Source organism: Bradyrhizobium sp. BTAi1 (assembly GCF_000015165.1).
Taxonomy (GTDB): domain Bacteria; phylum Pseudomonadota; class Alphaproteobacteria; order Rhizobiales; family Xanthobacteraceae; genus Bradyrhizobium; species Bradyrhizobium denitrificans.
This window is the reverse complement of record NC_009485.1, coordinates 5,362,897-5,384,484: the sequence shown is the minus strand read 5'-3', so window position 1 is coordinate 5,384,484 and position 21,588 is coordinate 5,362,897. Positions and strand designations below refer to the sequence as shown.

Here is a 21,588-nt window from a genome sequence, read left to right as displayed (position 1 = left end):
CATAAACGCGGTCGGGGAGAAGGCGGTCATGACTGTGAAGGTCGAGTTCCTGTTCGATTTCGGTAGCCCTAATGCCTATCTGGCGGAGGTTGCCATAGCCGGTATCGAGCAGCGCACCGGCGTGAAGTTCGACTACGTGCCGGTGCTGCTTGGCGGCATCTACAAGGCCACCGGCAACATGTCGCCGTTCGAATCGCTTCGCGGCATCAAGAACAAGCCGGAGTATCAGGCGCTCGAAACCCAGCGCTTCATCCGTCGCCACGGCATCGTCAAATTCCGCTCCAATCCGTTCTTCCCGGTCAACACGCTGATGCTGATGCGGGGCGCTGTCGCGGCGCAGTTTGAAGATGTGTTCGAACCGTATTTCCGGGCCGCCTATCATCACATGTGGGAAGAGCCCAAAAAGATGGATGATCCCGCGATCTTCCGCAGCGCCTTCCTGTCGTCGGGGATCGACATCGACAGGCTCGCTGCCCGGGCGCAGCAGGACGACGTCAAGAAGAAGTTGATCGAGCTTACCGAAAATGCGGTCCGTCGTGGTGCGTTCGGTTCGCCGACCTTTTTCGTCGGCAACGAAATGTTCTTCGGCAAGGATCAGCTTCGCGACGTCGAGGAATCGATCGTCGAGCAGACCCGGCAGCCGGTGTCGCAGACGGCCTGAGGCGCGGCCGCGCGAGCGGTATCTCGCAGTCGGTGGCTGTCGCGGACAGCAGGGAGCCCGTCACGATCCACATGATGATGGGTTCTGAAAAAGAATGATGTAGCTCCACAAGCGCGCCGGTCAGGAATTTGGCGCGTGTCGGTCGGGAGGTTGCCATGCCGGGAGTTTCAGCCGCAGCGACGCTCGCATCCATTCCGATGATCCGGCGCGGCGTCCAATGCCGCGCCGGCTGAGCGCGGCGCACTGCCTTTGCCCATCCATTTAACCCAGCGGGAGAAGACCCTTGCAGAAGAGGAACGCAACTGTCGCCGTGATCGGCGCCGGCGACTATATCGGCGGCGAGATCGCCAAGAAGTTCGCCGCGGAAGGGTTCACGGTGTTCGCCGGGCGCCGCAACGGCGCCAAGCTCGAGCCTCTCGTCAAGGAGATCGAGCAGGCCGGCGGCGAAATCCACGCGCGGTCGCTCGACGCCCGCAAGGAAGAGGAGGTCGTCGCGTTTCTGCAGGACGCCGACAAGCACGCTCCGCTCGATGTCTGTATTTTCAACATCGGCGCGAACGTCAATTTTCCGATCCTCGACACCACCGAGCGGGTCTTCCGCAAGGTCTGGGAGATGGCGTGCTATTCCGGCTTCCTCGCCGGACGCGAGGCTGCGCGCCTGATGGTGCCGCGCGGGCAGGGCAACATCTTCTTCACCGGTGCGACCGCCAGCCTGCGCGGCGGTGCGGGCTATGCGGCGTTCGCCAGCGCCAAGTTCGGTCTGCGCGCCGTGGCGCAGGCGATGGCCCGCGAACTCGGGCCGAAGAACATTCACGTCGCGCATCTCATCATCGATTCCGGCGTCGATACCGAATGGGTGCGGCAGCGCCGGCTCGAGGCACTCGGACCGACCGCGCTCGACAATCCCGATCTCTTGATGCCGCCGTCGTCGGTCGCCAGTTCGTACTGGCAGCTCTATCAGCAGCCGCGCAGCGCCTGGACCTTCGAGCTGGAAATCCGCCCCTTCGGCGAGAAATGGTGACGGGGAGCCGGAGCGATGGAGCTGAAGCTGTCGAAGGAAGACGCGGCGTTCCGCGATGAGGTTCGCGCCTTCATCGCGGAAAACTATCCGGCCGAGATGCGCGTGCCGAATCCGGAGACGGATCTCACCAAGGAGCAGTCGCTGCTGTGGCATCGCATCCTGTATCGCAAGGGATGGATTGCACCGCTCTGGCCGAAGGAATATGGCGGTCCGGGCTGGTCGATCACGCAGCGCTTCATCTTCGAGCAGGAGACCTCGCGCGCCGGCACGCTGCCGCCGCTCGCTTTCAGCGTCACCATGGTCGGACCGGTGATCTACACCTTCGGCAATGCGGCACAGAAGGCCAGGTTTCTGCCGCGCATTCTCTCCGGCGAGGACTGGTGGTGCCAGGGCTATTCGGAGCCGGGGGCCGGCTCCGATCTTGCCGCGGTGCGCACAAGGGCGGTGCGCGACGGCGATCATTACGTCGTCAACGGTCACAAGACCTGGACCACGCTGGCGCAGCATGCCGACTGGATCTTCTGCCTGGTGCGGACGGATCCCGCCGCCAAGCCGCAGGCGGGCATTTCGTTTCTGCTGATCGACATGAAGACGCCCGGCGTGACCGTCCGTCCGATCATCACCATCGACGGTTCGCACGAGGTCAACGACGTCTTTCTCGAGGATGTCCGCGTCCCTGTGGAGAACCTGATCGGCGAGGAAAACAAGGGCTGGACCTATGCCAAGTTCCTGCTGGGCAATGAGCGCACCAGCATGGCCGGCATCGGCCGCTCGACCCGCTACCTGCAGCGGCTGAAGCAGATCGTCAAAAGCGAGATCGCCGAAGACGATCCCACATATCGAGATTTCATCAGGGAGATCGCGCGGGTCGAGCTCGATCTGCTCGCGCTGGAGGCGACCGAGCTGCGCATCGTCGCGCAGATGGCGCGCGGCATCGATCCTGGCCCTGCGGCGTCGCTGTTCAAGATCCGGGGCACCGAGATTTTCCAGCGCATCACCGAATTGACGCATCAGGCGATCGGCAATGACGGGCTGGCGCTGCGCGAGCAGCCGTCCAGCGCCAACCGGTTTATGCCCGGGCCTGACTACGGCCACACCGCGACCGAGAAATATCTCAACGCGCGCAAGCTCAGCATCTACGGCGGATCGAACGAGATCCAGCACAACATTATCGCGAAAGCGGTCCTCGGTCTCTGACCGGTTCGCACGAGGCTCCGATGGACATTCAATTCACCGAAGAACAAGAGCTGCTGCGCGCCAGCATCCAGCGGCTGCTGCACGATCAGTACGCCTTCGACGCGCGCCGCAAGATCGTGGCAAGCGATGAAGGCTTCAGCCGGAGGCATTGGACGGCACTCGCAGACCTCGGACTCTGCGCCGCGCCATTCGACGAGAGTGTCGGCGGCCTGGGCGGCGGCGCGCTCGCCACCATGATCGTGATGCAGGAGTTCGGCCGCCATTTGGTGGTCGAGCCCTATTTCGAAACGGTGGTGCTCGCCGGCGGCCTGATCGCCGCCGTAGGCAGCGCCGCGCAGCGCGCCGCCTACTTGCCGAAGATCATGGACGGCAGCACGATCTGGACCCTGGGCTGGGCCGAGCGGCCGTCGCGCTACGATTTCGACAAGGTCGAGACCACTGCCCGGCGCGATGGAGAGCATTACGTTCTGAGCGGCAAGAAGGTCGCCGTGACAGCCGCGCCCTGGGCCGACAAGCTGATCGTCTCGGCGCGGACCGTGGGTGACAGCGGCGACGGCACCGGGCTCAGCCTATTCGTGGTCGACCGTCATGCCGCTAATCTGCATCTGCAGAGCTTTCGGACCATCGACGGACGGCGCGCCGCCGAACTCGTGCTGATGGATGTCAGGGTTCCGGCGGACGACAGGCTGGGCGCCGAAGGCGAGGGGACGGCCGCGCTCGAAGCCTGCCGCGACCGTGCGATCGCCGCCCAATGCGCCGAGGCCGTCGGGGCGATGACCGAGCTGAACGCCGCGACCTTGGCGTACAGCAAGACCCGCAAGCAGTTCGGCGTGACGCTCGGAACGTTTCAGGTGCTGCAGCACCGGATGGTGGACATGTTCATCGCGCTCGAGGAGTCGATCTCGCTCACCCAGCACCTGAACCTCAGTCTTGCGTCGAACGAACCGCACCTCTCGCGGTTGGCGTCGGGAGCCAAGTCCAAGGTCGGAACAGCCGCGCGCTTCGTCGCCGATCAGTCGGTCCAGCTGCATGGCGGCATGGGCATGAGCGATGAGCTCAATGTGGGCCATTACTTCAAGCGGATCAGCGCGATCAACATCCAGTTCGGCGATCCTGCATTTCATCTGATGCGTTACGCCCAGCAGAGCTGAGCTTGCCTCATCGACCCCAAGGCCTGGCCTCAACCGGAGAACTACAAGTGACCGAAGCTGTGATCGTTTCGACGGCCCGCACCCCGATCGGGAAGGCCTATAAGGGAGCACTCAACCACACCGGCGGCGCGACGTTGCTCGGCCACGCGATCTCGGCGGCGTTGTCCCGCTCCGGGGTCGATGGCGCCGAGGTCGAGGATGTGGTGATGGGCTGCGCGATGCAGCAGGGGACGACGGGCTCCAACATCGCCCGCAAGGCGCTGCTGCGGGCTGGCCTGCCGGTGAGCGTCGCCGCGACGACGATCGATCGCCAATGCGCCTCCGGCCTGCAGGCGATCGCGCTGGCGGCGCGTTCGGTCCTGTTCGACGGCGTCACGGTGGCGATCGCCGGCGGCGGTGAATCGATCAGCCTGGTTCAGAACGACAAGATGAACGCGTTCCATGCTGTCGATCCGGAGCTTCACGCGATGAAGGCGGACGCCTATATCGCCATGCTGGACACCGCGGAGGTGGTCGCCGAGCGCTATGGTATCTCGCGGGAGCGGCAGGATGAATACAGCCTCGAGAGCCAGCGGCGCACCGCGGCGGCGCAGCAGGCCGGTCGCTTCAATGACGAACTTGCGCCGATCAGCACCACCATGGCGGTCGCCGACAAGGCGACCGGCACCATCTCCTATCAGCCGGTGACGCTGTCGACCGATGAGGGGCCGCGTCCGGACACGACGGCTGCGGGGCTCGCCGGGCTCAAGCCGGCCAAGGGACCCGGCTTCACCGTGTCCGCCGGCAACGCCAGCCAATTGTCCGACGGCGCCAGCGCGGCCGTGATCATGAGCGACACGCTGGCCGCGCAAAAGGGCCTGAAGCCGCTCGGCATCTTCCGCGGCTTCGTCTCGGCGGGCTGCGAGCCGAACGAGATGGGAATCGGCCCGGTCCTCGCCGTACCGCGGCTGCTGGCGCGCCACGGGCTGAAGGTCGACGACATCGATCTGTGGGAGCTCAACGAAGCCTTTGCGGTGCAGGTGGTGTATTGTCGGGACAAGCTCGGCATCGACCCGGAGAGGCTGAACGTGAATGGCGGCTCGATCGCGCTCGGCCATCCCTACGGCATGACCGGCGCGCGGCTCGTGGGCCACGCGCTGATCGAGGGACGGCGGCGCAAGGCGAAATACGCCGTCGTGACGATGTGCGTCGGCGGCGGCATGGGGGCCGCGGGTCTGCTCGAAATCGTGCACTAAGGGCCGCCCCAGGGCTCATCGACAACAACAGACATTGGAGAAACGCGCGTGAAGACGGCCATCACCGAAATGCTTGGGATTGAACATCCGATCGTCCAGGGCGGAATGCACTATGTCGGCTTCGCCGAACTCGCCGCCGCGGTATCGAATGCCGGCGGGCTCGGCATCATCACCGGCCTGACGCAGCGCACGCCCGAACTGCTCGCCAAGGAAATCGCGCGCTGCCGCGACGTGACCGACAAGCCGTTCGGCGTCAATCTGACGTTCCTGCCGACGTTCACCGCGCCGCCTTATCCGGAATACATCGCCGCCATCAAGGAAGGCGGCGTCCGCGTCGTCGAGACGGCGGGCCGCAGTCCGGAGCAGTACATGCCGGCGCTGAAGGCGGCAGGCATCAAGGTGATCCACAAATGCACTTCGGTGCGGCACTCGCTGAAGGCCCAGCAGATCGGCTGCGACGCGGTGAGCGTCGATGGTTTCGAGTGCGGTGGTCATCCCGGCGAGGACGACATGCCGAACATGATCCTGCTGCCGCGCGCCGCCGACGAGCTGACGATTCCGTTCATCGCGTCCGGTGGGATGGCGGACGGACGCAGCCTGGTGGCTGCGCTGGCGCTCGGCGCGGCCGGCGTCAACATGGGCACGCGCTTCATTGCGACCAAGGAGGCGCCGGTGCACCAGAACGTCAAGGACGCCCTGTTGAAAGCCACCGAACTCGACACCAGGCTGGTCATGCGGGCGCTGCGTAACACCGAACGCGTGCTGACCAACAAGGGCGTCGAGCGTCTGATCGAGATCGAACGCGAGAAGGGCAAGAACCTCACCATCCAGGACATTCACGACGAAGTCGCCGGCGTCTATCCGAAGGTGATGGTCGACGGTGACATGGACGCGGGCGCCTGGAGCTGCGGGCTGGTGGTCGGCCTGATCCACGACATTCCGACCGTCAAGGAACTGATCGACCGGATCATGGCGGAAGCCGAGCGCCTGATCCGCAGCCGGCTGACCGGCTTCCTGGACGGTGACATTTCGGGCGCGCGGAAGGTCGCGTAAGCGCTGAGCTCATCAGGACATGCAAGACGCCCCGCCGAGGCAATCCGGCGGGGCGTTCGCATGTTCGGGGTTCGCCAACCCGCATCAGGGGTTGGTGCCGGACTGGTGCTGAGCATTGACCATGAACGGATCGTAGCCTGGATGAGCGAACGACTGCGCCCGGAGGGCGGAGGCGGACGCGACATCCGGGTTCTCACGCGCTGTCGCCGGTGAACCCGGATGTCGCTCTCGCCGACGCCGAAGCGGCGTCAGCTGGCGCTTATCCGGGCTACGAGGAGCCAGCTCACCGCTCTGTCAGCCGACCCGCTTGGCGTAGCGCGCGGCCGGCCGGCCGGACTGCGTCAGCGCGCGGATCAGCTCGCCGCGAGCGGCTTCGTAGGCTGTCCACGCCGACAGGTCCTGCAGCGCGGGGAGGCAGATGAGTTCGTCCTGATCCAGCGCCGTGAGCGCCGTGTCGACCAGTTCCTCGGACGTCATGAACAATTCGTCGGGGAAGGGCGCCTGCTTCAGGCCGGAGGCTTCGAAGAACTCGGTGCGGACCGGGCCGGGAAGGACGGCCTGGACCTTCACCTTGGTGTTTGCCAGCTCCATCTGCAGCGATCGGGTGAAGTTCAGCACATACGCCTTCGAACCTGAATAGCCCGCGCCGGTCGGGGTCGGCATCAGCGCGATGATCGAGGCGATGTTGATGATCGTGCCGCGGTCGCGGCGCAGGAAACCAGGCAGCGCCGCATGGGTCAGGCGCGTCAGCGCCTGAACGTTGATCTTGATCAGATTGTCGAGTGCCGCGGCGGACACCTGAGCGGTCAGGCCGAGCGCGCCGAGGCCGGCATTGTTGACGAGAAGATCGATGTCCTCGCGCCCCTCGATCAGCGTGGCGACGCGCGACAGGTCGTTGCTGTCGCCGAGGTCGGCCGTCACGATCTCGACCGTGACATTGGTCTTGGCGCGAATGTTGCGCGCGGTCTCTTCGAGACGCTCGCGGCGGCGCGCGACGAGGATCAGATAATAGCCGCGGGCGGCGAGCCGCTCCGCATAGGCGACACCGATCCCCGACGACGCGCCGGTGACAACTGCGAAACGCTGGTGATCACTCATTGATCAATTCTCCGATTGAGCGGCTGGAGCCGGGTCTTGAATGGGGTAGGGCACCGGCTTGTTCTCCTGAACCCACAGCTTCTCGTGGTCGGAATGCGGCGGTGGCGGCGCGATGCCCTGGATCTGCCAGAGATCGAATGGGGTTTCGTCGATGTGGATTTCCCAATCGTAGCCCCTGTCCTTGATGTAGGGCGCGAGAGCCGCTTCAGCCCAGCTCAGCCATTTGGCTTTCCGCTCCTTGGCATCAGGCGGGAAGGACCGGGCGATATGGTCGACCCAGATCCGAACGAAATTGCTCGCCTCTTCGCCGCCCTTGTAGAACGAGTCCGGCGCCACCTCCTGAAACACGACGATGACGTAGAACTTCGGTAGCCCGCGATAGCAGCCGGTGATGCGCTCCGAGAGAGCGCGCTTATCCTCGGCGGTGAACGCTCCCACCGGATGATAGATCTTCCAGAACGGCATGACACCTCCCTCGTGGCCCGTGGCGGCCTCTCAATGATGACGATCATCATCATTGTTTCGGCGGTTGTCAATCTCCATTGATGACGTCTATCATCGTTGTGGGAATGGTAATTGGAGGGATGATCGGTGCGGATTACCGAGAGCCAGACGCTGAAGAACAGGCAGAAGGTAGTCGCGAAGGCGGCCCGGCTGTTTCGAGAGCGCGGTTTCGAAAATATTTCAGTGGGGGCGCTGATGAAGGCCGCCGGCTTCACCCATGGCGGCTTCTACAATCATTTCGAGTCCAAGAGCGCGCTGGCCGGCGAGGCGCTCGCGCATGCGTTCCACGAGATGGAGCGGGTCCGCGAAACCATGCCGGGGCGCGAGGCCTTTGTGAAATCCTATATGTCGGACGCGGCCCGCGACGCGCCCGGAGCGACGTGTCCGGCCGCCTCGCTGGCTGGCGATATCGCGCGGCAGCCGGACGCCATCAAGGAGGTCTTTGCCGAAGGCATCGAACGCATGATCGACTGGATGCAGAACGCGTCGTCAGCGACGCCCATGGCGCGTGAGGAGGCGGTGGACCTGATCTGCCGCATGGTCGGGGCGCTGATGCTGGCCCGCGCCATGCCGGCGTCGAGCGATCTCCGGCGCGAACTGCTTGTGACAGAGACGCAGCAATGTCTGATCGACCTGCCGAAATCTGCCGGCGAGCCGCGCCGTCGTCCCAAATCGCCGCGATCCGCATAACCGCGAACTGATCACCGCGGTTGGCCGCAACAACGTCCATCTCGCTCCGGGTCGGGCGGTGGGAGTGGTTTGCCGCGTTGCGCTGACGCGTGGGCGCAAGATGCGCAACGATCGTAGATAGTCTAGTTTTAGAACGAACGTGATCCCGCCGCGCACCGCGTGGGCGGAATATCTTGGCTTTCAGGCGTGGATTGTGGCTCCGCAAATGATCCGCCGGCTTCCACAAGCAGGTAACATTATTTTCCCGCCAATAATCATCTCTCCGACGATCATCAACGCGAGCCCGCATCGCTGCTGCCGGAGAGATCCGGCGCCATAGCGTCACCTCCGCCGGTTGGTCCGTTCGAATGATGCTTGCTTGACGAGTTCGAAAAAAGAACTTTAAATGCCTGGCGGCGATCAGGAGGCGGTTGGTCGGTGGTGCGCCGAGATCGGCAAGGCTCTGCTGCCGCTTGGAGATCGGCGAAGGTCCGTCGGAAGCGACGGGGCACGCTCGCTCCTACAAACGATAACAAACAAGGAAACGTCCATGACCAAGGTGGGACTGCATCAATATCCTCCGATGGAGCAGGTCATTTTCGGCAAGCCGGCGGGCCTCGCGTTGCGCGAGGAGGCCGAGCGGAAGGGCGCGCAGCGTGTCTTCCTGATCGCAAGCCGGACGCTGAACACGACGACGGACGAGATCGACAAGATCAGGTCGGCGCTGGGCGAACGCTATGCGGGCACGTTCGATCAGGTGCCGCAGCACACCACGCGGGATTCGGTGGTCGAGGCCGCCGGCCATGCCGCGCAGGCGAAGGCCGATCTCGTCGTCGCGATCGGCGGCGGCTCGGTGGTCGACGCCGCCAAGATCGTGCTGATGTGCCTCGAGCACAGCATCACGGATGCGTCCGGGCTCGATGGTTTCGAGCTGGTCTCGACGCCCCAAGGACCGCGTCCGGGGCCATTCCGCAATCCCAAGGTGAGGATGATCGCCATCCCGAGCACGCTGTCCGGCGGAGAGTACAATGCCGGCACGCTGGTGACCGATACACGTCGCAAGCTCAAGCAGATCTTCGTGCATCCGCTGATGATGCCGATCTCGATCATTCTGGATCCGGCCATCACCGTGCACACGCCGAGAACCCTGTGGCTCGGCTCGGGCACGCGAGCGATGGATCACGGCATCGAGGCGGTTTGCTCGCCCCGCGGCAACCCGCTGGTCGAGAGCGTCTGCCTGCGCGGTCTCCGCTATCTCTATGATGGTCTGCTGGCCTATGCCGACAACGCGGACAGTCTCGAAGCCCGCCAGATGTGCCAGCTCGGATCCTGGCTGTCGGCCTTCGGGCTGCAATGCCGCGTGCCGATGGGCGCCAGCCACGCGATCGGGCACGTCCTCGGCGGGACCTGCGACGTGCCGCATTATCTGTGCACGGCAGTGATGATGCCGAGCGTGCTGAAATACAACAAACCGGCGACCGGCGCCGCGCAGAAGCTGTTGGCCGAGGCGTGGCACGAACCGGAGGCCGACGCCAGCGAGGTCTTCGCACGCTTCATCGCCCGCCTCGGATTGCCGACGCGGCTGGCCGATGTCGGCGTCACGGAGGATCGCTTCGGCCTGATCGGAAACAACGCGATGCTCTCGGTCTTTACGCCCGCCAACCCGCGGCCGATCAAGGGGCCGGACGACGTCGTCGAGATTCTTCGGCTGGCGGCATAGCGTCCGCGGCCTCGCGCCGGCCGACACGCGTTGCTCCACGCCGCCCGCGAATGCGAGGGTGGCGTGGAGCGTCAGGCGGGGACGTCGGCGCTCTCGATATGAATTGAAGACGTCATGAACTGAAGAGGGCGGGGAGCGCGTCCCGGCGCCGCGCAACATGCCAGCAAGACGGCCTCGCGGAGTCGTCTCAGGGAGGGCCAGGTCAGGCATGCGACCCGCGTCGGCACGGCCGCCGGGTCGGAGGGCGGGGCCCTGAAGCTGCATCGTCGTCAGGACTGGCGGGCTCTCTGAAGAGCGCGGCGGCGAAGTCCGGCCGGCCGTCTGTTCCCGTCGGGCGTTCGGCCGGTGACCTCGTCGATCGGAACTTGTTGGAGAGATCTCGGGGGAATCGCAGGGCGGGCCATTTGGGTGTTCTGCTCATCGTGCGGCCTGCATGGAGAGAGAACTCGTCGCTCGGGCCGGGTCTCGAAGGTCATATTTTCTGCAGGCGTCTCGCAAATAAAAATCCTCCTCCACTTCCAGAAGCCGTCCGAAAGAGAAAGAATGGTCTGTCTACTTTTGGAGGGCCTCGTGAAGCTGCTTGAACCCGTCCGGATCGGCCGGCATCTGCTGAAAAACCGCATTGTGATGGCGCCGCTCGCCCGAGCGCGGGGAGACGAGCGTCGCGCGCCGAAAGACATTGTCGGCACGTATTACAGTCAGCGGGCGACCGCCGGGCTGATCGTCACCGAGGCCTGTCACGTCTCGCCGACGAGCGCCACCCGTGCGCGCGCCACTGCGAACCACGACGCCCATCAGACGCTGGCCTGGAAGCAGGTCGTCGACGCCGTCCATGCGGCGGGAGGGGTCATCTTCCAGCAGATCTATCACGTCGGGCGGAAATCACTGCTGTCCGGAATGCCGAATGGGCAGGTTCCCGTGGCGCCATCGGCCATTGCCGCTTACGGCGGGATCATGAAGGAGGATGGACTCGAAGAATTTCCTGTGCCGCGCGCGCTCGCACTGCATGAGATCGCACCGATCGTCGAGGATCATCGACAGGCGGTGCGGCGAGCCGGTGAGGCGGGCTTCGATGGCGTGGAGATCCTCGCGGGCAATGGCTTCCTGATCGATCAGTTCTTGCGCGACTCCACCAACAAGCGCACCGACAGCTACGGCGGTTCGAAAGAGAACCGCGCCCGCTTCCTGTTCGAAGTGGTGGATGCGGCGATCGCCGAGCTGGGCGCCGATCGTGTCGGCGTCCGTCTGTCACCGCATTTCCGCGCGGATCATATCGACGACTCCGATCCGGTCGGCACGTTCTCCTATGTCGTGTCGGAGCTGGACCGGCGCGGCATCGCCTTCATCCATCTGCTGGAAGGTACCAGCTACGACAATTCCGGTGATATTCCGTTGTATCAGCGACTGGTGAAGAAACCGTCGGCAGGCGGCGGCGGGGCAGGGCCGCGCAGCGGCGAGCCGTTTCTGGCGCCCATCCTGCGGCCACTGTTCCGGGGGGCGCTGATCCTGAACAGCGGCTATACGCGTGACAGCGCGGAGCAGGCCGTGCGCAGTAGCGCCGCGGACGCGATTTCGTTCGGCCGCCTCTACATCTCCAATCCCGACCTTCCGGAGCGCTTCCGGCTGAACGCGCCGCTCACCGAGCCGGACACCGCGACCTACTACACCAACGGGCCCGAAGGCTACATCGACTACCCGTCGCTCGGCGATCGCGTAGCTCGGGTCCCCGCAGCCTGACGATTTGACGTCTTCAGCTCAGCTCCGAAAGAATACACCCATGCTGTCTTTATCCGGCACGTCGTCCGACCCGATCCTGACCGATCAGTTGCTGTCCGAACTGCGTCAGGAGTTTGCCGCGACCGCCGCCCAGCACGACGCGGATGGAAGTTTTCCGTTCGCCAATTTCAAGAGGCTGGCCGAAGCCAGGCTGCTGGCACTGACCGTGCCCAAGCGCTTCGGCGGGCTCGGCGGCGGAATCTCCGAGGCCGCGCGCTTGGTCGCCGCGGTCGGGGCCGGCGAGGCTTCCACAGGGCTCGTGCTGCAGATGAACTGCATGATGCATTATCTGCTCGGGCGGCGTCAGCCGCCCGGCTACGACGCGATCGCGCGCGCGGCCGTCGCAGGCACCGGCACGGTGAACGCGCTTCAGGCCGAGCCGGACCTCGGCTCGGTGGTCCGCGGCGGACTGCCCGGGACCGTTGCGTCGCGATCCGCCGATGGGACGTGGCGGATCAATGGCCGCAAATCCTATGCGACCGGCAGTCCGATCGTCGGATGGTGGCTGACATTGGTGCGCACCGACGAGGATACGCCGCGCGTCGGCACCGTCATCGTGCCCGCAGCTTCGCCGGGCATCAGCGTGGTGCCGAGCTGGAATCACGCCGGCCTGCGCGCCACCGCCAGCCACGAATTGCGGTTCGACAATGTCGTCCTGCCCGCGGGCGCCGATCAGGCGCTGCTGCCGGCCGGTTCGCCGGAACAGGTCGCCGGTCGCGCGCTGGTCGACGAATGGTTCTGCCTCCTGACGGCGGCCTTGTACGACGGCATCGCGAGGGCGGGGCGGGACTGGCTGCTGCATTTCCTGCATTCCCGCGTTCCCAGCAATCTCGGCCAGCCGCTCGCCACCGTGCCGCGCCTGCAGGGCGTCGTCGGAGAGATCGAGTCGCTGCTGCTGATCAATCGCTCGCTGATCGACGACGCGATCCTGCGCGCGGAGGGCGCATCGGAGCCCGATCAGCTTCGCGCGCAGCTGGTCAAGCATGTGGTCACCAACAATGTCGTGCGCGCGCTCGAACTCGCGCTCAGCATCACCGGCAATCACGGCCTTGACCGCGCCAATCCGCTGGAACGGCACTACCGCGACGCGCTGTGCGGGCGTGTGCATTCGCCGCAATCCGATTCCATCCTCACCAATGCCGGACGCGCCGCCTTGGCGGCCTGATACTCCGCTTCATCTCCAGAGAGACCCATCATGGCCTTGACTGCCTTTCCCGCGTGGACGGATCGGCGAACCGTGTGTGCGATGCTGATCGGCATCGCGCTCGCCCCAGGATTGGCGCGCGCGGAGACTCCTGTCAGGGGAGGCACCCTTGTCGCGGTGTCGAATCCCGGCGAGCCGAATGTCCTGACCACCGGCGTGGGCCAGGCGGGAGCGGTCCTCGCAGTGTCCTCGAAGATCTTCGACGGGCTGCTCCGCTACGGCGAGAACTTCGCACTCGAACCCGAACTCGCGACCGCCTGGGTGACCAGCGCCGACGGCAAGGAAATCCGCTTCACCTTGCGGCCGAACGTGCGTTGGCACGACGGCGCTCCGTTCACGTCTGCCGATGTGAAGTTCAGTTTCGAGCAGGTGTGGATGAAGGTCCATCCGCGTGCACGCGCGACCTTTGCCGCGGTCGAAGCGGTCGAAACGCCCGACCCGCTGACCGTGGTGTTCAAGCTCCGCAATCCGTCCGGCGTGATCCTCAGTGCGCTCAACAGCACCGAGTCCACGGTGCTGCCGAAACATCTCTACGAAGGCACCGACATCCTCACCAATCCGTACAACGTCAAACCGGTCGGCACCGGCCCGTTCCGGTTCGTCGAATGGGTGCGCGGCGAACGCATCGTGCTGGAGCGCAACCCCGATTATTGGGACACCGGCAAGCCGTATCTCGATCGTGTCATCTATCGCATGATTCCGGACGCGACCGCGCGCTACGCCGCGTTCGAATCCGGGGCGGTGCATCTCGGGGTCCATTCGCCGATCTCGATCAACGATCTGGCGCGGGCCGAGAAGAACCCGGCCCTGCGCGTCGAGTTTCGCGGCTATGAGTGGCTGGGTTCGTCGATCGTCGGCGAGTTCAACGTGCGCCGTCCGCCGTTCGACGACGTCCGGGTCCGCCGGGCTGTGGTACACGCGATCGATCTGCAGGCCTTCTCGCGCGTGACGATGCGTGGCATCGGCAAGCCGGGTACGTCGCCCGTGCTGTCGTCGCAGACCAAGTTCTTCGTCGAGAGCGGCCTTGCGAGCTATCCGTTCGACCGCGCCAAGGCCGAGGCGCTGCTGGACGAAGCCGGGTATCCGCGCAAGGCCGACGGCAAGCGCCTGGAGATCACGCTCGACTGGCTGCCGTTCGGCGAAAGCTTCCAGCGCTTCGGCGAATTCCTGAAGCAGTCGCTGAAGGCGGTCGGCATCGAAGCGACGCTGCGGAGCCAGGATCTGCCGCAGTTCTTCCGCAGGGTCTATTCGCTCAACGATTTCGATTTCATCGTCACGCACCATTCTGGTTTCGCGGATCCGCAGATTGGGCTCGATCGCGTGTTCTGGTCGAAGGCCATCCTGAAGGACGTGCCGTGGTCGAACGGATCGGGTTATGCCAGCCCGGCCATGGATCGGCTGATCGAGGCCGCGCACATCGCCGCGACGGAAGACCAGCGCGTCGCGCTCTACAAGCAGGTGCAGGCGCAGGCCCAGCTTGACGTTCCGCGGTTCACGCTGGCGGAAAACCGGCAGTACACCATCGTGTCGGCCCGGGTCCGGGACCTCGATACCGGGGTCATCGGCATCTATGATTCGCTCAAGAACACGTGGCTGGCGCCATGACATCCGCAGCACCGGCAGCGACGGGACCGTCGGCACGGCCGCATTCGACTGGCCGCTATGTCGGCCTGCGTCTGCTGCAGATGGTGCCGACATTGCTGCTGATCCTGGTCACGGCGTTCCTGTTGCTCAAGCTCGCGCCGGGCGATGCGGCTCAGGTGCTGGCGGGAGACAGCGGCGGCGGCGACGCTGCCTATATCGCGACCCTGCGCCAGCGCTTCGGGCTCGACCAGCCGATCGCGATCCAGCTCCTGCTGTACGCGCGCAATGTGCTGACGGGCGAATTGGGGTTCTCGTTCCGCAACAACATGCCGGTTGCCGAGTTGATCGCCGCGCGGGTGGTGCCGACGCTGCTGCTGACCGGGCTCGCATTGTTGGTCGCCGTTCTGCTCGGCGTCGCCGGCGGCGTGACCGCGGCGCTGACACGGGGCCGGCTTGCCGACAGGCTGATCGGAGCGATCGCCTTGCTGCTCTATGCGACGCCTGGTTTCCTGCTCGGCATCGGCCTGATGATCCTGTTCGGCGTCGTGCTGTTGTGGCTGCCGACCGGCGGCTATGCCGACGCGAACGGAGCCGCGGAGGGATGGGCTCATGCGGGGAGCGTGGCGCGTCACCTGGTGCTTCCCGTGGTCACGCTCGGGATGCTGTATGCGGCGATCTACAGCCGGTTCACCCGCAGCGCGATGATCGAGATCTATGCCCAGGACTACATCCGGACCGCGCGCGCAAAAGGCCTCGCGCCCGCCCGCATCGCGTGGCGGCACGGCGTGCGCAATGCGCTGTTGCCGTTGGTGACGATCATTGGACTGCAGGCGGGCTCGCTGCTCAGCGGCGCGATCGTGGTGGAAACCGTGTTCGCCTGGCCCGGTCTGGGACGTCTGGCATTCGAGGCTGTGCAGCAGCGCGACTATAACCTGCTGTCCGGTCTCGTTCTATGCACCGGCGCGCTGGTCGTGATCACGAACCTGATCGTCGATCTGTTGTACGCCACGCTCGATCCTCGTGTGCGCCTGCGATGACGCTGATCTCCGACATCGCTGCGCCACGGACGCTGCTGCGCCTCGATACGCTGCGGCGGCTGCCATTCGCGCTGCGTTCAGGTCTCGTCATTCTCACCGCCGAGGTCGTGATCGCCGTCCTGGCCAATTGGCTCTATCCCGGCGATCCGTTCGATCTTGCTGGTGCGCCGTTCCTTGCGCCGGGCGACGATCCGCAGTTTCCGCTGGGCACCGACATTCTCGGGCGCGACATTGCGGCGGGGCTGGTGCACGGGGCGCGGATCTCGCTGATCGTCGGCTTTTCCGCCACGGCGCTGGCGGTGACGGTCGGGACGACCGTCGGGCTGCTGTCCGGCTATCTCGGCGGCTGGGTGGATCATGTCCTGATGCGCGTGACGGAGCTCTTCCAGGTGATCCCGCATTTTCTGCTCGCGATCATCCTGGTCGCGATCCTCGGGGCGCGGATCGAATTCATCGTTCTGGCGATCGGCCTGACGAGCTGGTCGATGGTGGCGCGGCTGGTGCGGGCGGAGACGCTGGCGCTTCGCGAACTCGACTATGTCCGCATCTGCGTGGCGATGGGCGGCGGCCCGGTGCGCGTGATGCTCACGCATATTTTGCCCAACGTGCTGCCGCCGATCATCGTGGCGGCCTCCATCCTCACGGCGCTCGCTGTGCTGACCGAGGCCGGACTTGCGTTCTTCGGTCTCAGCGACAGCAATCACATCAGTTGGGGAGGGATGATCGGCGCGTCGCGCGACGCGCTGCTGACGGCACCCTATATGACACTGATTCCGGGGCTCGCCATCGTCGTGACCGTCATGGCGCTCAGCCTGATCGGCGACGGCTTGACCGCGTTGCTGCGCCGCGGAGACGGCGCGTGAACGCGGCTCCGGTTCTCAGCGTGCGCGATCTGAAGGTCGGCGTGCGCAGCGCCCGCGGCGAGGTCGACGCTGTGCGTGGTCTCGATCTCGACGTCGCCCGCGGCGAGACGCTGGCGCTGGTCGGCGAGTCCGGTTGCGGCAAATCGTTGACGGCGCTCGCGCTCGCAGGCCTGCTGCCCGACGGTGCGCGGATCAGGTCCGGCACGATCGTGCTCGGCGGCGTCAGCATCGAAGGGCTGCCGGAGCGGCGGCTTCGCCGTCTGCGCGGGCAGCGCGTCGGCATGGTGTTTCAGGATCCCATGGCGGCGCTCAATCCGGTGCTGACCATTGGCGAACAGATCGTCGAGGCGATCCGTGCGCATCGCAGCGTCTCGCGCGCGCAGGCGCGCAGCGAGGCGGAGAGTCTGCTCGCGCGGGTGCGGCTTCGCGAGGGCGCGCAATTGTTGCAGGCCTTTCCGCATCAGCTGTCGGGCGGGATGCGACAGCGGATCCTGATCGCGATCGCGATCGCCAACCGGCCTGACGTACTGATCGCCGACGAACCAACCACGGCACTCGACGCCACCGTCCAGGCCGAGATTCTGGCGCTGCTCGACGAATTGCGCCGCGACAGCGGCATGGCACTGGTCCTGATCACCCATGATCTCGGCCTCGTCTCGCGCTGGGCCGACCGGGTCGCGGTGATGTATGCCGGCCGCGCCGTGGAAACCCGGTCGGCCGCGACGCTTGCCGACGCCGCGCATCCCTACACCCGCGCGCTGCTGGCAGCTCGGCCGCGCCGTCGTCCGCTGCGTGGCCCGCGGCCGCGTCTTGCGGAGATCTCCGGCCGTGTGCCGCTTCCCGGAGAGGCGATCAGCGGCTGTGCCTTCGCGGACCGTTGCGCCGCCATGACCGCCTTGTGCCGCCGGCAAGCGCCGGAAACGCAGCGCCTCGGCGATGCCGGTGTCGCCTGCCACCATCCGTTTGCACCGAGGCGGGAGGTTGCCCTGCCATGACCCTGGCGCTGGCGCGCAGCGAGCCGCTGCTGCAGGCGGACGATCTGTCGGTCACCTTCGCCACGGCCGGGCGGCGCGTCGAGGCCGTCCGCGGCGTGTCGCTCGCGGTGCATCGGGGCGAGGTTCTGGCCGTGATCGGCGAATCCGGATCCGGCAAGTCGACACTGGCCCGCGCCATCCTCGGGTTGACCCCGCCGCACAGCGGGACGCTGCGGCTGGACGGCGAACGGGTGCCGCTTGCCGTTACCGCACGCAGCAGGGTTCAGCGTCGCAAACTCGGCATGGTGTTTCAGGATAGCGGTGCCGCCTTCAATCCGCGGTTCTCGGTGGCACGGATCCTCAACGAACCGATCCGGTTGCTCGGCGGCGACGCGGGCAAGGGCGCGGCGGAGGAACTGCTCGACGCGGTCGGTCTGTCCGGCGCATTGCTGGGGCGGCGTCCGCATGAACTCTCCGGCGGCCAGCGCCAGCGCGTCGGGATCGCCCGCGCACTCGCGGGCAATCCCGAGGTCCTGATCTGCGATGAGGCGGTCTCCGCGCTCGATTTGTCGGTGCAGGCGCAGATCCTCAATCTCCTCGCCGATCTGCTGCTGCGCCGCGGCCTCGCCATTCTGTTCATCACTCACGACATCTCGGTTGTGTCCTATCTTGCCGACCGGATTGCCGTCATGCATCAGGGAACGATCGTGGAATCCGGACCGGCAAGTGCTGTTCTCGACACGCCGCGGATGGCGTATACGCGGACCTTGCTGGCGTCCGCGCCCGAACCCGTCCTGAGAGGCTAGCTTCGTTACGATTGGATTCGCTCATGCCCCTAGACATTTTGCCTCCGATCGCCGAGCACATCATCGACGTCGCTGGCGGCCTGTTCTATCGCGAGGGCATCAACGCCGTCGGCATCGATCGCATTATCCGCGAAGCGGATGTGGCCAAGGCGACGATGTACCGCCATTTCGAGAGCAAGGACGATCTGATCGCGGCCTGCCTGACCCGCCGCCATGCCGCCGTCGTCGCGGCGCTCCAGGACGGGTTGCGTCGCTCGCGTGCCAAGGGGATCGACAAGGTCCTCACGATCTTCGACCTGCTCGCGGTCAAGGCGCGATCCGACACGTTCCGCGGCTGCGCATTCATGATCGCCACCGCGGAGAGCGGTGGCTCGGAGACGGTGCGGAAGATCGCGCGCGAGCACAAGGACGCGGTGCGGGCGATCTTCTCGGGTCTTCTTCCGGTTACCTGGTCGCACCGCGACAAGGTCTCTGCGCGGCTCAATCTGCTGTATGACGGCGCGCTCGCTCAGATCCTGATCTATCAGGATGACGGAGCCGTGCGCACTGCGCGCGATTGTGCAAAGGTGATCCTGGAGGACGCTGCGCGCACCGCCTAGTCGACTGCATGCCTGCGCGGTCCGGCGCAAGCGGCACCTGCGCATCGGCCGGGGGACGGACTTTCCGGCCTCCTCAATCCACGGAATCCGTGGTAGATGGCCGCTACTCCGGGAGAAGCTCAACGAAGTCAGCTTCCCAGGACCGTGCATCAGGATGCTGAGAATTGCGACATGGACCGACGGCAAACCCGCCCGCATGACATCCGCGGTCTTGAAATCCGCCGTCATGGCTTCGTGGCTTCACGTCCTGGTTCGACCATCCTTCGGCTGCGGCCGGCCCCATGACGTCTGGACGTTGGGCCAAACATAGCCGTTCCCGCCATCTTGTCAGCACCGCCCGGCCAATGTCCTGCCTCGCGACACCAATGATGCGGGCCGATCGGGTCGATCTCTTGATGCCCTCCCGGCTGAAGGTTCAGCCAGCGCCGCGGCGTCGGTTGTTCGATCGATCTTGATATGGCCGTAAAGAGCTCTGGCGCGTATCGCGCCGATATTGACGGTCTGCGCGCCATCGCCGTCGCCGTCGTCGTGTTGTTTCACCTCAAAGTGAGCGGCTTCGGTGGAGGCTTCGCCGGGGTCGACATTTTTTTCGTCATCTCCGGATATCTGATCACCGGACACATCCTGCGTGACCTCGACCGCGGCAGCTTCTCCTTTGCCGCATTCTACACCCGCCGCGCGCGCCGCATTCTGCCGGCCCTCATCGCCACCATCATGCTCAGCGTCGCGATCGGCTGGCTGTGGCTTCCGCCCGACGCGTTGCGTCAGCTGGCCAAGGAGGCGACGCACGGCCTGTTGTCGATCGCCAACATCCAATATTGGCGCGAGGCCAACCAATATTTCGCCCCGAGCTCGGACCAGCTCGGCCTGCTGCATCTGTGGTCGCTGTCGGCCGAGGAGCAGTTCTATCTCGTCAGTCCCCTGATGCTGGTGCTGTTGAACCGGACCCGGCACGTGTTTGCGGGCATCGCGCTGGCAGGAGCGGTGTCGCTCGCGGCGGCGATCCTGTGGCTGCCGAGAGATCCCGAGGCCGTGTTCTTCCTCACGCCGTTCCGCGCGTTCGAATTCGTGCTCGGCGCGCTGGCGATCGTGTTGGAGCGGCGGATCGCGACCAGGCCGACGGCGCGCACCGTCGCCGCCTGGCTTGGCTATGCCGTGCTCGGCGGAAGCCTCCTGGTCATCGAGCGGTTCCAGCGCGAGGCCGGGCTCGGCGCCTTGCCCCCGAGCCTCGCGATTGCGGTCATCATCGCCGCCAACCGGCCGACAGGGCTGTTCGCCAATCGCGCCGTTCTGGCCGTCGGGCGCTCGTCCTACTCGCTCTATCTCGTGCATTGGCCGGTGATCTATTTCGCCCACTTCATCTTCGGCGAGCCGGCAGGCAGCGCTCTCGGCGTGGTGACGCAATTGCTGGTCATGGCGGCGCTCACGGCCGCGATGTTTTTTCTCGTCGAACAGCCGGTTCGGCAGATGCGGGGCGTGCAGTGGAAGCAGGCCTGCGCCTTCGCGGCAGTGATCGTGATGTGCGCCGCGGCCACCCATGCGACGTTCAAGGCCGATGGCGTGACCTGGCGCTTGCCCGCGGAGCAGCGCGCCCGGCTCGAGCTGCAACGCTTCGGCATGAGCCCGTGTACGCGGACAAGCGATTTCTGCCAGTTCGGCGATCCCGCAGGGGCAGGCCAGCTGGAGCTTCTGGGCGATTCCTACGTTCACCACTACGTGGCCGCGCTGGATGACGCACTCAAGCGGCGCGCCATCCGCGGCACGACCTCGACCGTCGGCGGCTGCCCGATGCTTCCCGGCGTTGCTCCGCGTCCGCCCCGTGTCGCCGAATGCGTGGCCCTGCGCGACCGCGAGCTGTCGCGCGTCAGAGCGTCGTCCGCCGATGTCGTCGTGGTCGGGCAGGCTTGGCACCTGTATCTGGACGGCACCGACGCCGACAAGGCGCGACAGGCGGCAGAGATTCGCGACGGGCTGCAGGCCCTGCTGCGCCTGCTCGATCGGCCGGGGCGGCGCTTCCTGATCATCGGCGGCCAGGTGCGGCCAACGGACTGCAGCTTCGACTCGGTGCGCATGCAACCCGGCCCGTTGTGGCACGCGCCGCCGGCGCCCTGTCGGCCGTTGGCAGCAGCCAGCGCGCGTGCCGACAGCCGCGAGATCGATGCTGTGCTGGCGGCGGCGCTCGAGCAACGCAGCAATGCCGAGCTGCTGCGGCCGGCCGAGATCTATTGCGGCGAGAGCTGTCCCATCGTCCGTGACGATGGCGTCTGGCTGTTCCTCGATGCCGGCCACTTCACCGTGGCGGGCGCGCAGCTGATGGGCCAACGGGCGGTCGCCCAGATCTCCCATGTCTTGTCCGGCGTGTCGCAACCCTAGCTGACGATCGCCGGCCGTCGCGCGGAGCTGCGGCCGCCGATCGCCACAGCCTTTCTGGTGTCC

General features: G+C 65.7%; 19 protein-coding genes. 17 read left to right on the top strand and 2 right to left on the bottom strand.

Annotated features, from left to right (window positions below):
* Positions 1-28: 28 nt before the first annotated feature.
* The 6 genes from BBTA_RS24100 to BBTA_RS24075 all read left to right on the top strand — a co-directional run bounded on the left by BBTA_RS24100 (position 29) and on the right by BBTA_RS24075 (position 6,318).
* Positions 29-661: a 2-hydroxychromene-2-carboxylate isomerase gene (locus BBTA_RS24100; RefSeq protein WP_012045115.1), complete on the top strand. Its 633-nt coding sequence runs from the start codon at positions 29-31 to the stop codon at positions 659-661.
* Between the two features lie 283 nt (positions 662-944).
* A complete protein-coding gene (locus tag BBTA_RS24095) occupies positions 945-1,682 on the top strand; it encodes an SDR family oxidoreductase (protein WP_012045114.1) in 738 nt (245 codons plus the stop codon).
* Between the two features lie 15 nt (positions 1,683-1,697).
* Positions 1,698-2,879 carry an acyl-CoA dehydrogenase family protein gene (locus BBTA_RS24090; RefSeq protein WP_012045113.1) on the top strand — a complete coding sequence of 394 codons (1,182 nt, stop codon included), beginning with the start codon at positions 1,698-1,700 and terminating at the stop codon, positions 2,877-2,879.
* Positions 2,880-2,899: 20 nt separating this feature from the next.
* On the top strand, positions 2,900-4,030 hold the full coding sequence (locus BBTA_RS24085; protein WP_012045112.1) for an acyl-CoA dehydrogenase family protein: 1,131 nt from the start codon (positions 2,900-2,902) through the stop codon (positions 4,028-4,030).
* Positions 4,031-4,077: 47 nt separating this feature from the next.
* Positions 4,078-5,265, top strand: a complete 1,188-nt coding sequence (locus tag BBTA_RS24080; RefSeq protein WP_012045111.1) for an acetyl-CoA C-acyltransferase — start codon at positions 4,078-4,080, stop codon at positions 5,263-5,265.
* Between the two features lie 48 nt (positions 5,266-5,313).
* Positions 5,314-6,318 (top strand): nitronate monooxygenase family protein, encoded by a 1,005-nt coding sequence (locus tag BBTA_RS24075; protein WP_012045110.1) that lies wholly within the window; start codon positions 5,314-5,316, stop codon positions 6,316-6,318.
* Positions 6,319-6,612: 294 nt separating this feature from the next.
* On the opposite strand, the gene BBTA_RS24070 is transcribed toward BBTA_RS24075, so the two are convergent.
* Positions 6,613-7,416: an SDR family oxidoreductase gene (locus tag BBTA_RS24070; protein ID WP_012045109.1), complete on the bottom strand. Its 804-nt coding sequence runs from the start codon at positions 7,414-7,416 to the stop codon at positions 6,613-6,615.
* A 3-nt stretch (positions 7,417-7,419) separates the two neighbouring features.
* The gene (locus BBTA_RS24065) at positions 7,420-7,881 is read right to left on the bottom strand and encodes a tautomerase family protein (RefSeq protein ID WP_012045108.1); all 462 of its coding nucleotides are present in this window, start codon (positions 7,879-7,881) and stop codon (positions 7,420-7,422) included.
* Between the two features lie 126 nt (positions 7,882-8,007).
* On the opposite strand from BBTA_RS24065, the gene BBTA_RS24060 reads away from it, so the two are divergent.
* From BBTA_RS24060 to BBTA_RS24010, 11 genes are all read left to right on the top strand, one after another.
* On the top strand, positions 8,008-8,610 hold the full coding sequence (locus tag BBTA_RS24060) for a TetR/AcrR family transcriptional regulator (protein WP_012045107.1): 603 nt from the start codon (positions 8,008-8,010) through the stop codon (positions 8,608-8,610).
* A 529-nt stretch (positions 8,611-9,139) separates the two neighbouring features.
* Complete coding sequence (locus tag BBTA_RS24055; protein ID WP_041750856.1) at positions 9,140-10,309, top strand: iron-containing alcohol dehydrogenase; 1,170 nt, start codon at positions 9,140-9,142, stop codon at positions 10,307-10,309.
* Between the two features lie 345 nt (positions 10,310-10,654).
* The gene (locus BBTA_RS24050; RefSeq protein ID WP_244424093.1) at positions 10,655-12,046 is read left to right on the top strand and encodes an alkene reductase; all 1,392 of its coding nucleotides are present in this window, start codon (positions 10,655-10,657) and stop codon (positions 12,044-12,046) included.
* Positions 12,047-12,086: 40 nt separating this feature from the next.
* Entirely contained in the window at positions 12,087-13,250 is a 1,164-nt protein-coding gene (locus BBTA_RS24045) for an acyl-CoA dehydrogenase family protein (protein ID WP_041750855.1), read from the top strand.
* Between the two features lie 30 nt (positions 13,251-13,280).
* The gene (locus BBTA_RS24040) at positions 13,281-14,894 is read left to right on the top strand and encodes an ABC transporter substrate-binding protein (protein WP_201767736.1); all 1,614 of its coding nucleotides are present in this window, start codon (positions 13,281-13,283) and stop codon (positions 14,892-14,894) included.
* Positions 14,891-15,910 (top strand): ABC transporter permease, encoded by a 1,020-nt coding sequence (locus BBTA_RS24035; protein WP_012045102.1) that lies wholly within the window; start codon positions 14,891-14,893, stop codon positions 15,908-15,910. The genes BBTA_RS24040 and BBTA_RS24035 overlap by 4 nt, the downstream gene beginning before the upstream one ends.
* On the top strand, positions 15,907-16,773 hold the full coding sequence (locus BBTA_RS24030) for an ABC transporter permease (protein WP_012045101.1): 867 nt from the start codon (positions 15,907-15,909) through the stop codon (positions 16,771-16,773). Before BBTA_RS24035 ends, BBTA_RS24030 begins: the two co-directional genes overlap by 4 nt.
* Positions 16,770-17,768: an ABC transporter ATP-binding protein gene (locus tag BBTA_RS41140; protein ID WP_012045100.1), complete on the top strand. Its 999-nt coding sequence runs from the start codon at positions 16,770-16,772 to the stop codon at positions 17,766-17,768. Before BBTA_RS24030 ends, BBTA_RS41140 begins: the two co-directional genes overlap by 4 nt.
* Positions 17,765-18,553, top strand: a complete 789-nt coding sequence (locus BBTA_RS41135) for an ABC transporter ATP-binding protein (RefSeq protein WP_012045099.1) — start codon at positions 17,765-17,767, stop codon at positions 18,551-18,553. The genes BBTA_RS41140 and BBTA_RS41135 overlap by 4 nt, the downstream gene beginning before the upstream one ends.
* Positions 18,554-18,576: 23 nt before the next feature.
* Positions 18,577-19,152, top strand: a complete 576-nt coding sequence (locus BBTA_RS24015) for a TetR/AcrR family transcriptional regulator (RefSeq protein ID WP_041751588.1) — start codon at positions 18,577-18,579, stop codon at positions 19,150-19,152.
* Positions 19,153-19,608: 456 nt separating this feature from the next.
* Positions 19,609-21,525: an acyltransferase family protein gene (locus BBTA_RS24010; RefSeq protein WP_012045097.1), complete on the top strand. Its 1,917-nt coding sequence runs from the start codon at positions 19,609-19,611 to the stop codon at positions 21,523-21,525.
* Positions 21,526-21,588: the final 63 nt, after the last annotated feature.

Bases quoted from the DNA above. Each gene is read 5' to 3' on its own strand.
- BBTA_RS24055 (WP_041750856.1), top strand. From the start codon at position 9,140: ATGACCAAGGTGGGACTGCATCAATATCCTCCGATGGAGCAGGTCATT.
- BBTA_RS24045 (WP_041750855.1), top strand. From the start codon at position 12,087: ATGCTGTCTTTATCCGGCACGTCGTCCGACCCGATCCTGACCGATCAG.
- BBTA_RS24010 (WP_012045097.1), top strand. From the start codon at position 19,609: ATGGCCGTAAAGAGCTCTGGCGCGTATCGCGCCGATATTGACGGTCTG.
- BBTA_RS24030 (WP_012045101.1), top strand. From the start codon at position 15,907: ATGACGCTGATCTCCGACATCGCTGCGCCACGGACGCTGCTGCGCCTC.
- BBTA_RS24085 (WP_012045112.1), top strand. From the start codon at position 2,900: ATGGACATTCAATTCACCGAAGAACAAGAGCTGCTGCGCGCCAGCATC.
- BBTA_RS24090 (WP_012045113.1), top strand. From the start codon at position 1,698: ATGGAGCTGAAGCTGTCGAAGGAAGACGCGGCGTTCCGCGATGAGGTT.
- BBTA_RS24040 (WP_201767736.1), top strand. From the start codon at position 13,281: ATGGCCTTGACTGCCTTTCCCGCGTGGACGGATCGGCGAACCGTGTGT.
- BBTA_RS24065 (WP_012045108.1), bottom strand. From the start codon at position 7,881: ATGCCGTTCTGGAAGATCTATCATCCGGTGGGAGCGTTCACCGCCGAG.
- BBTA_RS24035 (WP_012045102.1), top strand. From the start codon at position 14,891: ATGACATCCGCAGCACCGGCAGCGACGGGACCGTCGGCACGGCCGCAT.
- BBTA_RS41135 (WP_012045099.1), top strand. From the start codon at position 17,765: ATGACCCTGGCGCTGGCGCGCAGCGAGCCGCTGCTGCAGGCGGACGAT.
- BBTA_RS24015 (WP_041751588.1), top strand. From the start codon at position 18,577: ATGCCCCTAGACATTTTGCCTCCGATCGCCGAGCACATCATCGACGTC.
- BBTA_RS24100 (WP_012045115.1), top strand. From the start codon at position 29: ATGACTGTGAAGGTCGAGTTCCTGTTCGATTTCGGTAGCCCTAATGCC.
- BBTA_RS24070 (WP_012045109.1), bottom strand. From the start codon at position 7,416: ATGAGTGATCACCAGCGTTTCGCAGTTGTCACCGGCGCGTCGTCGGGG.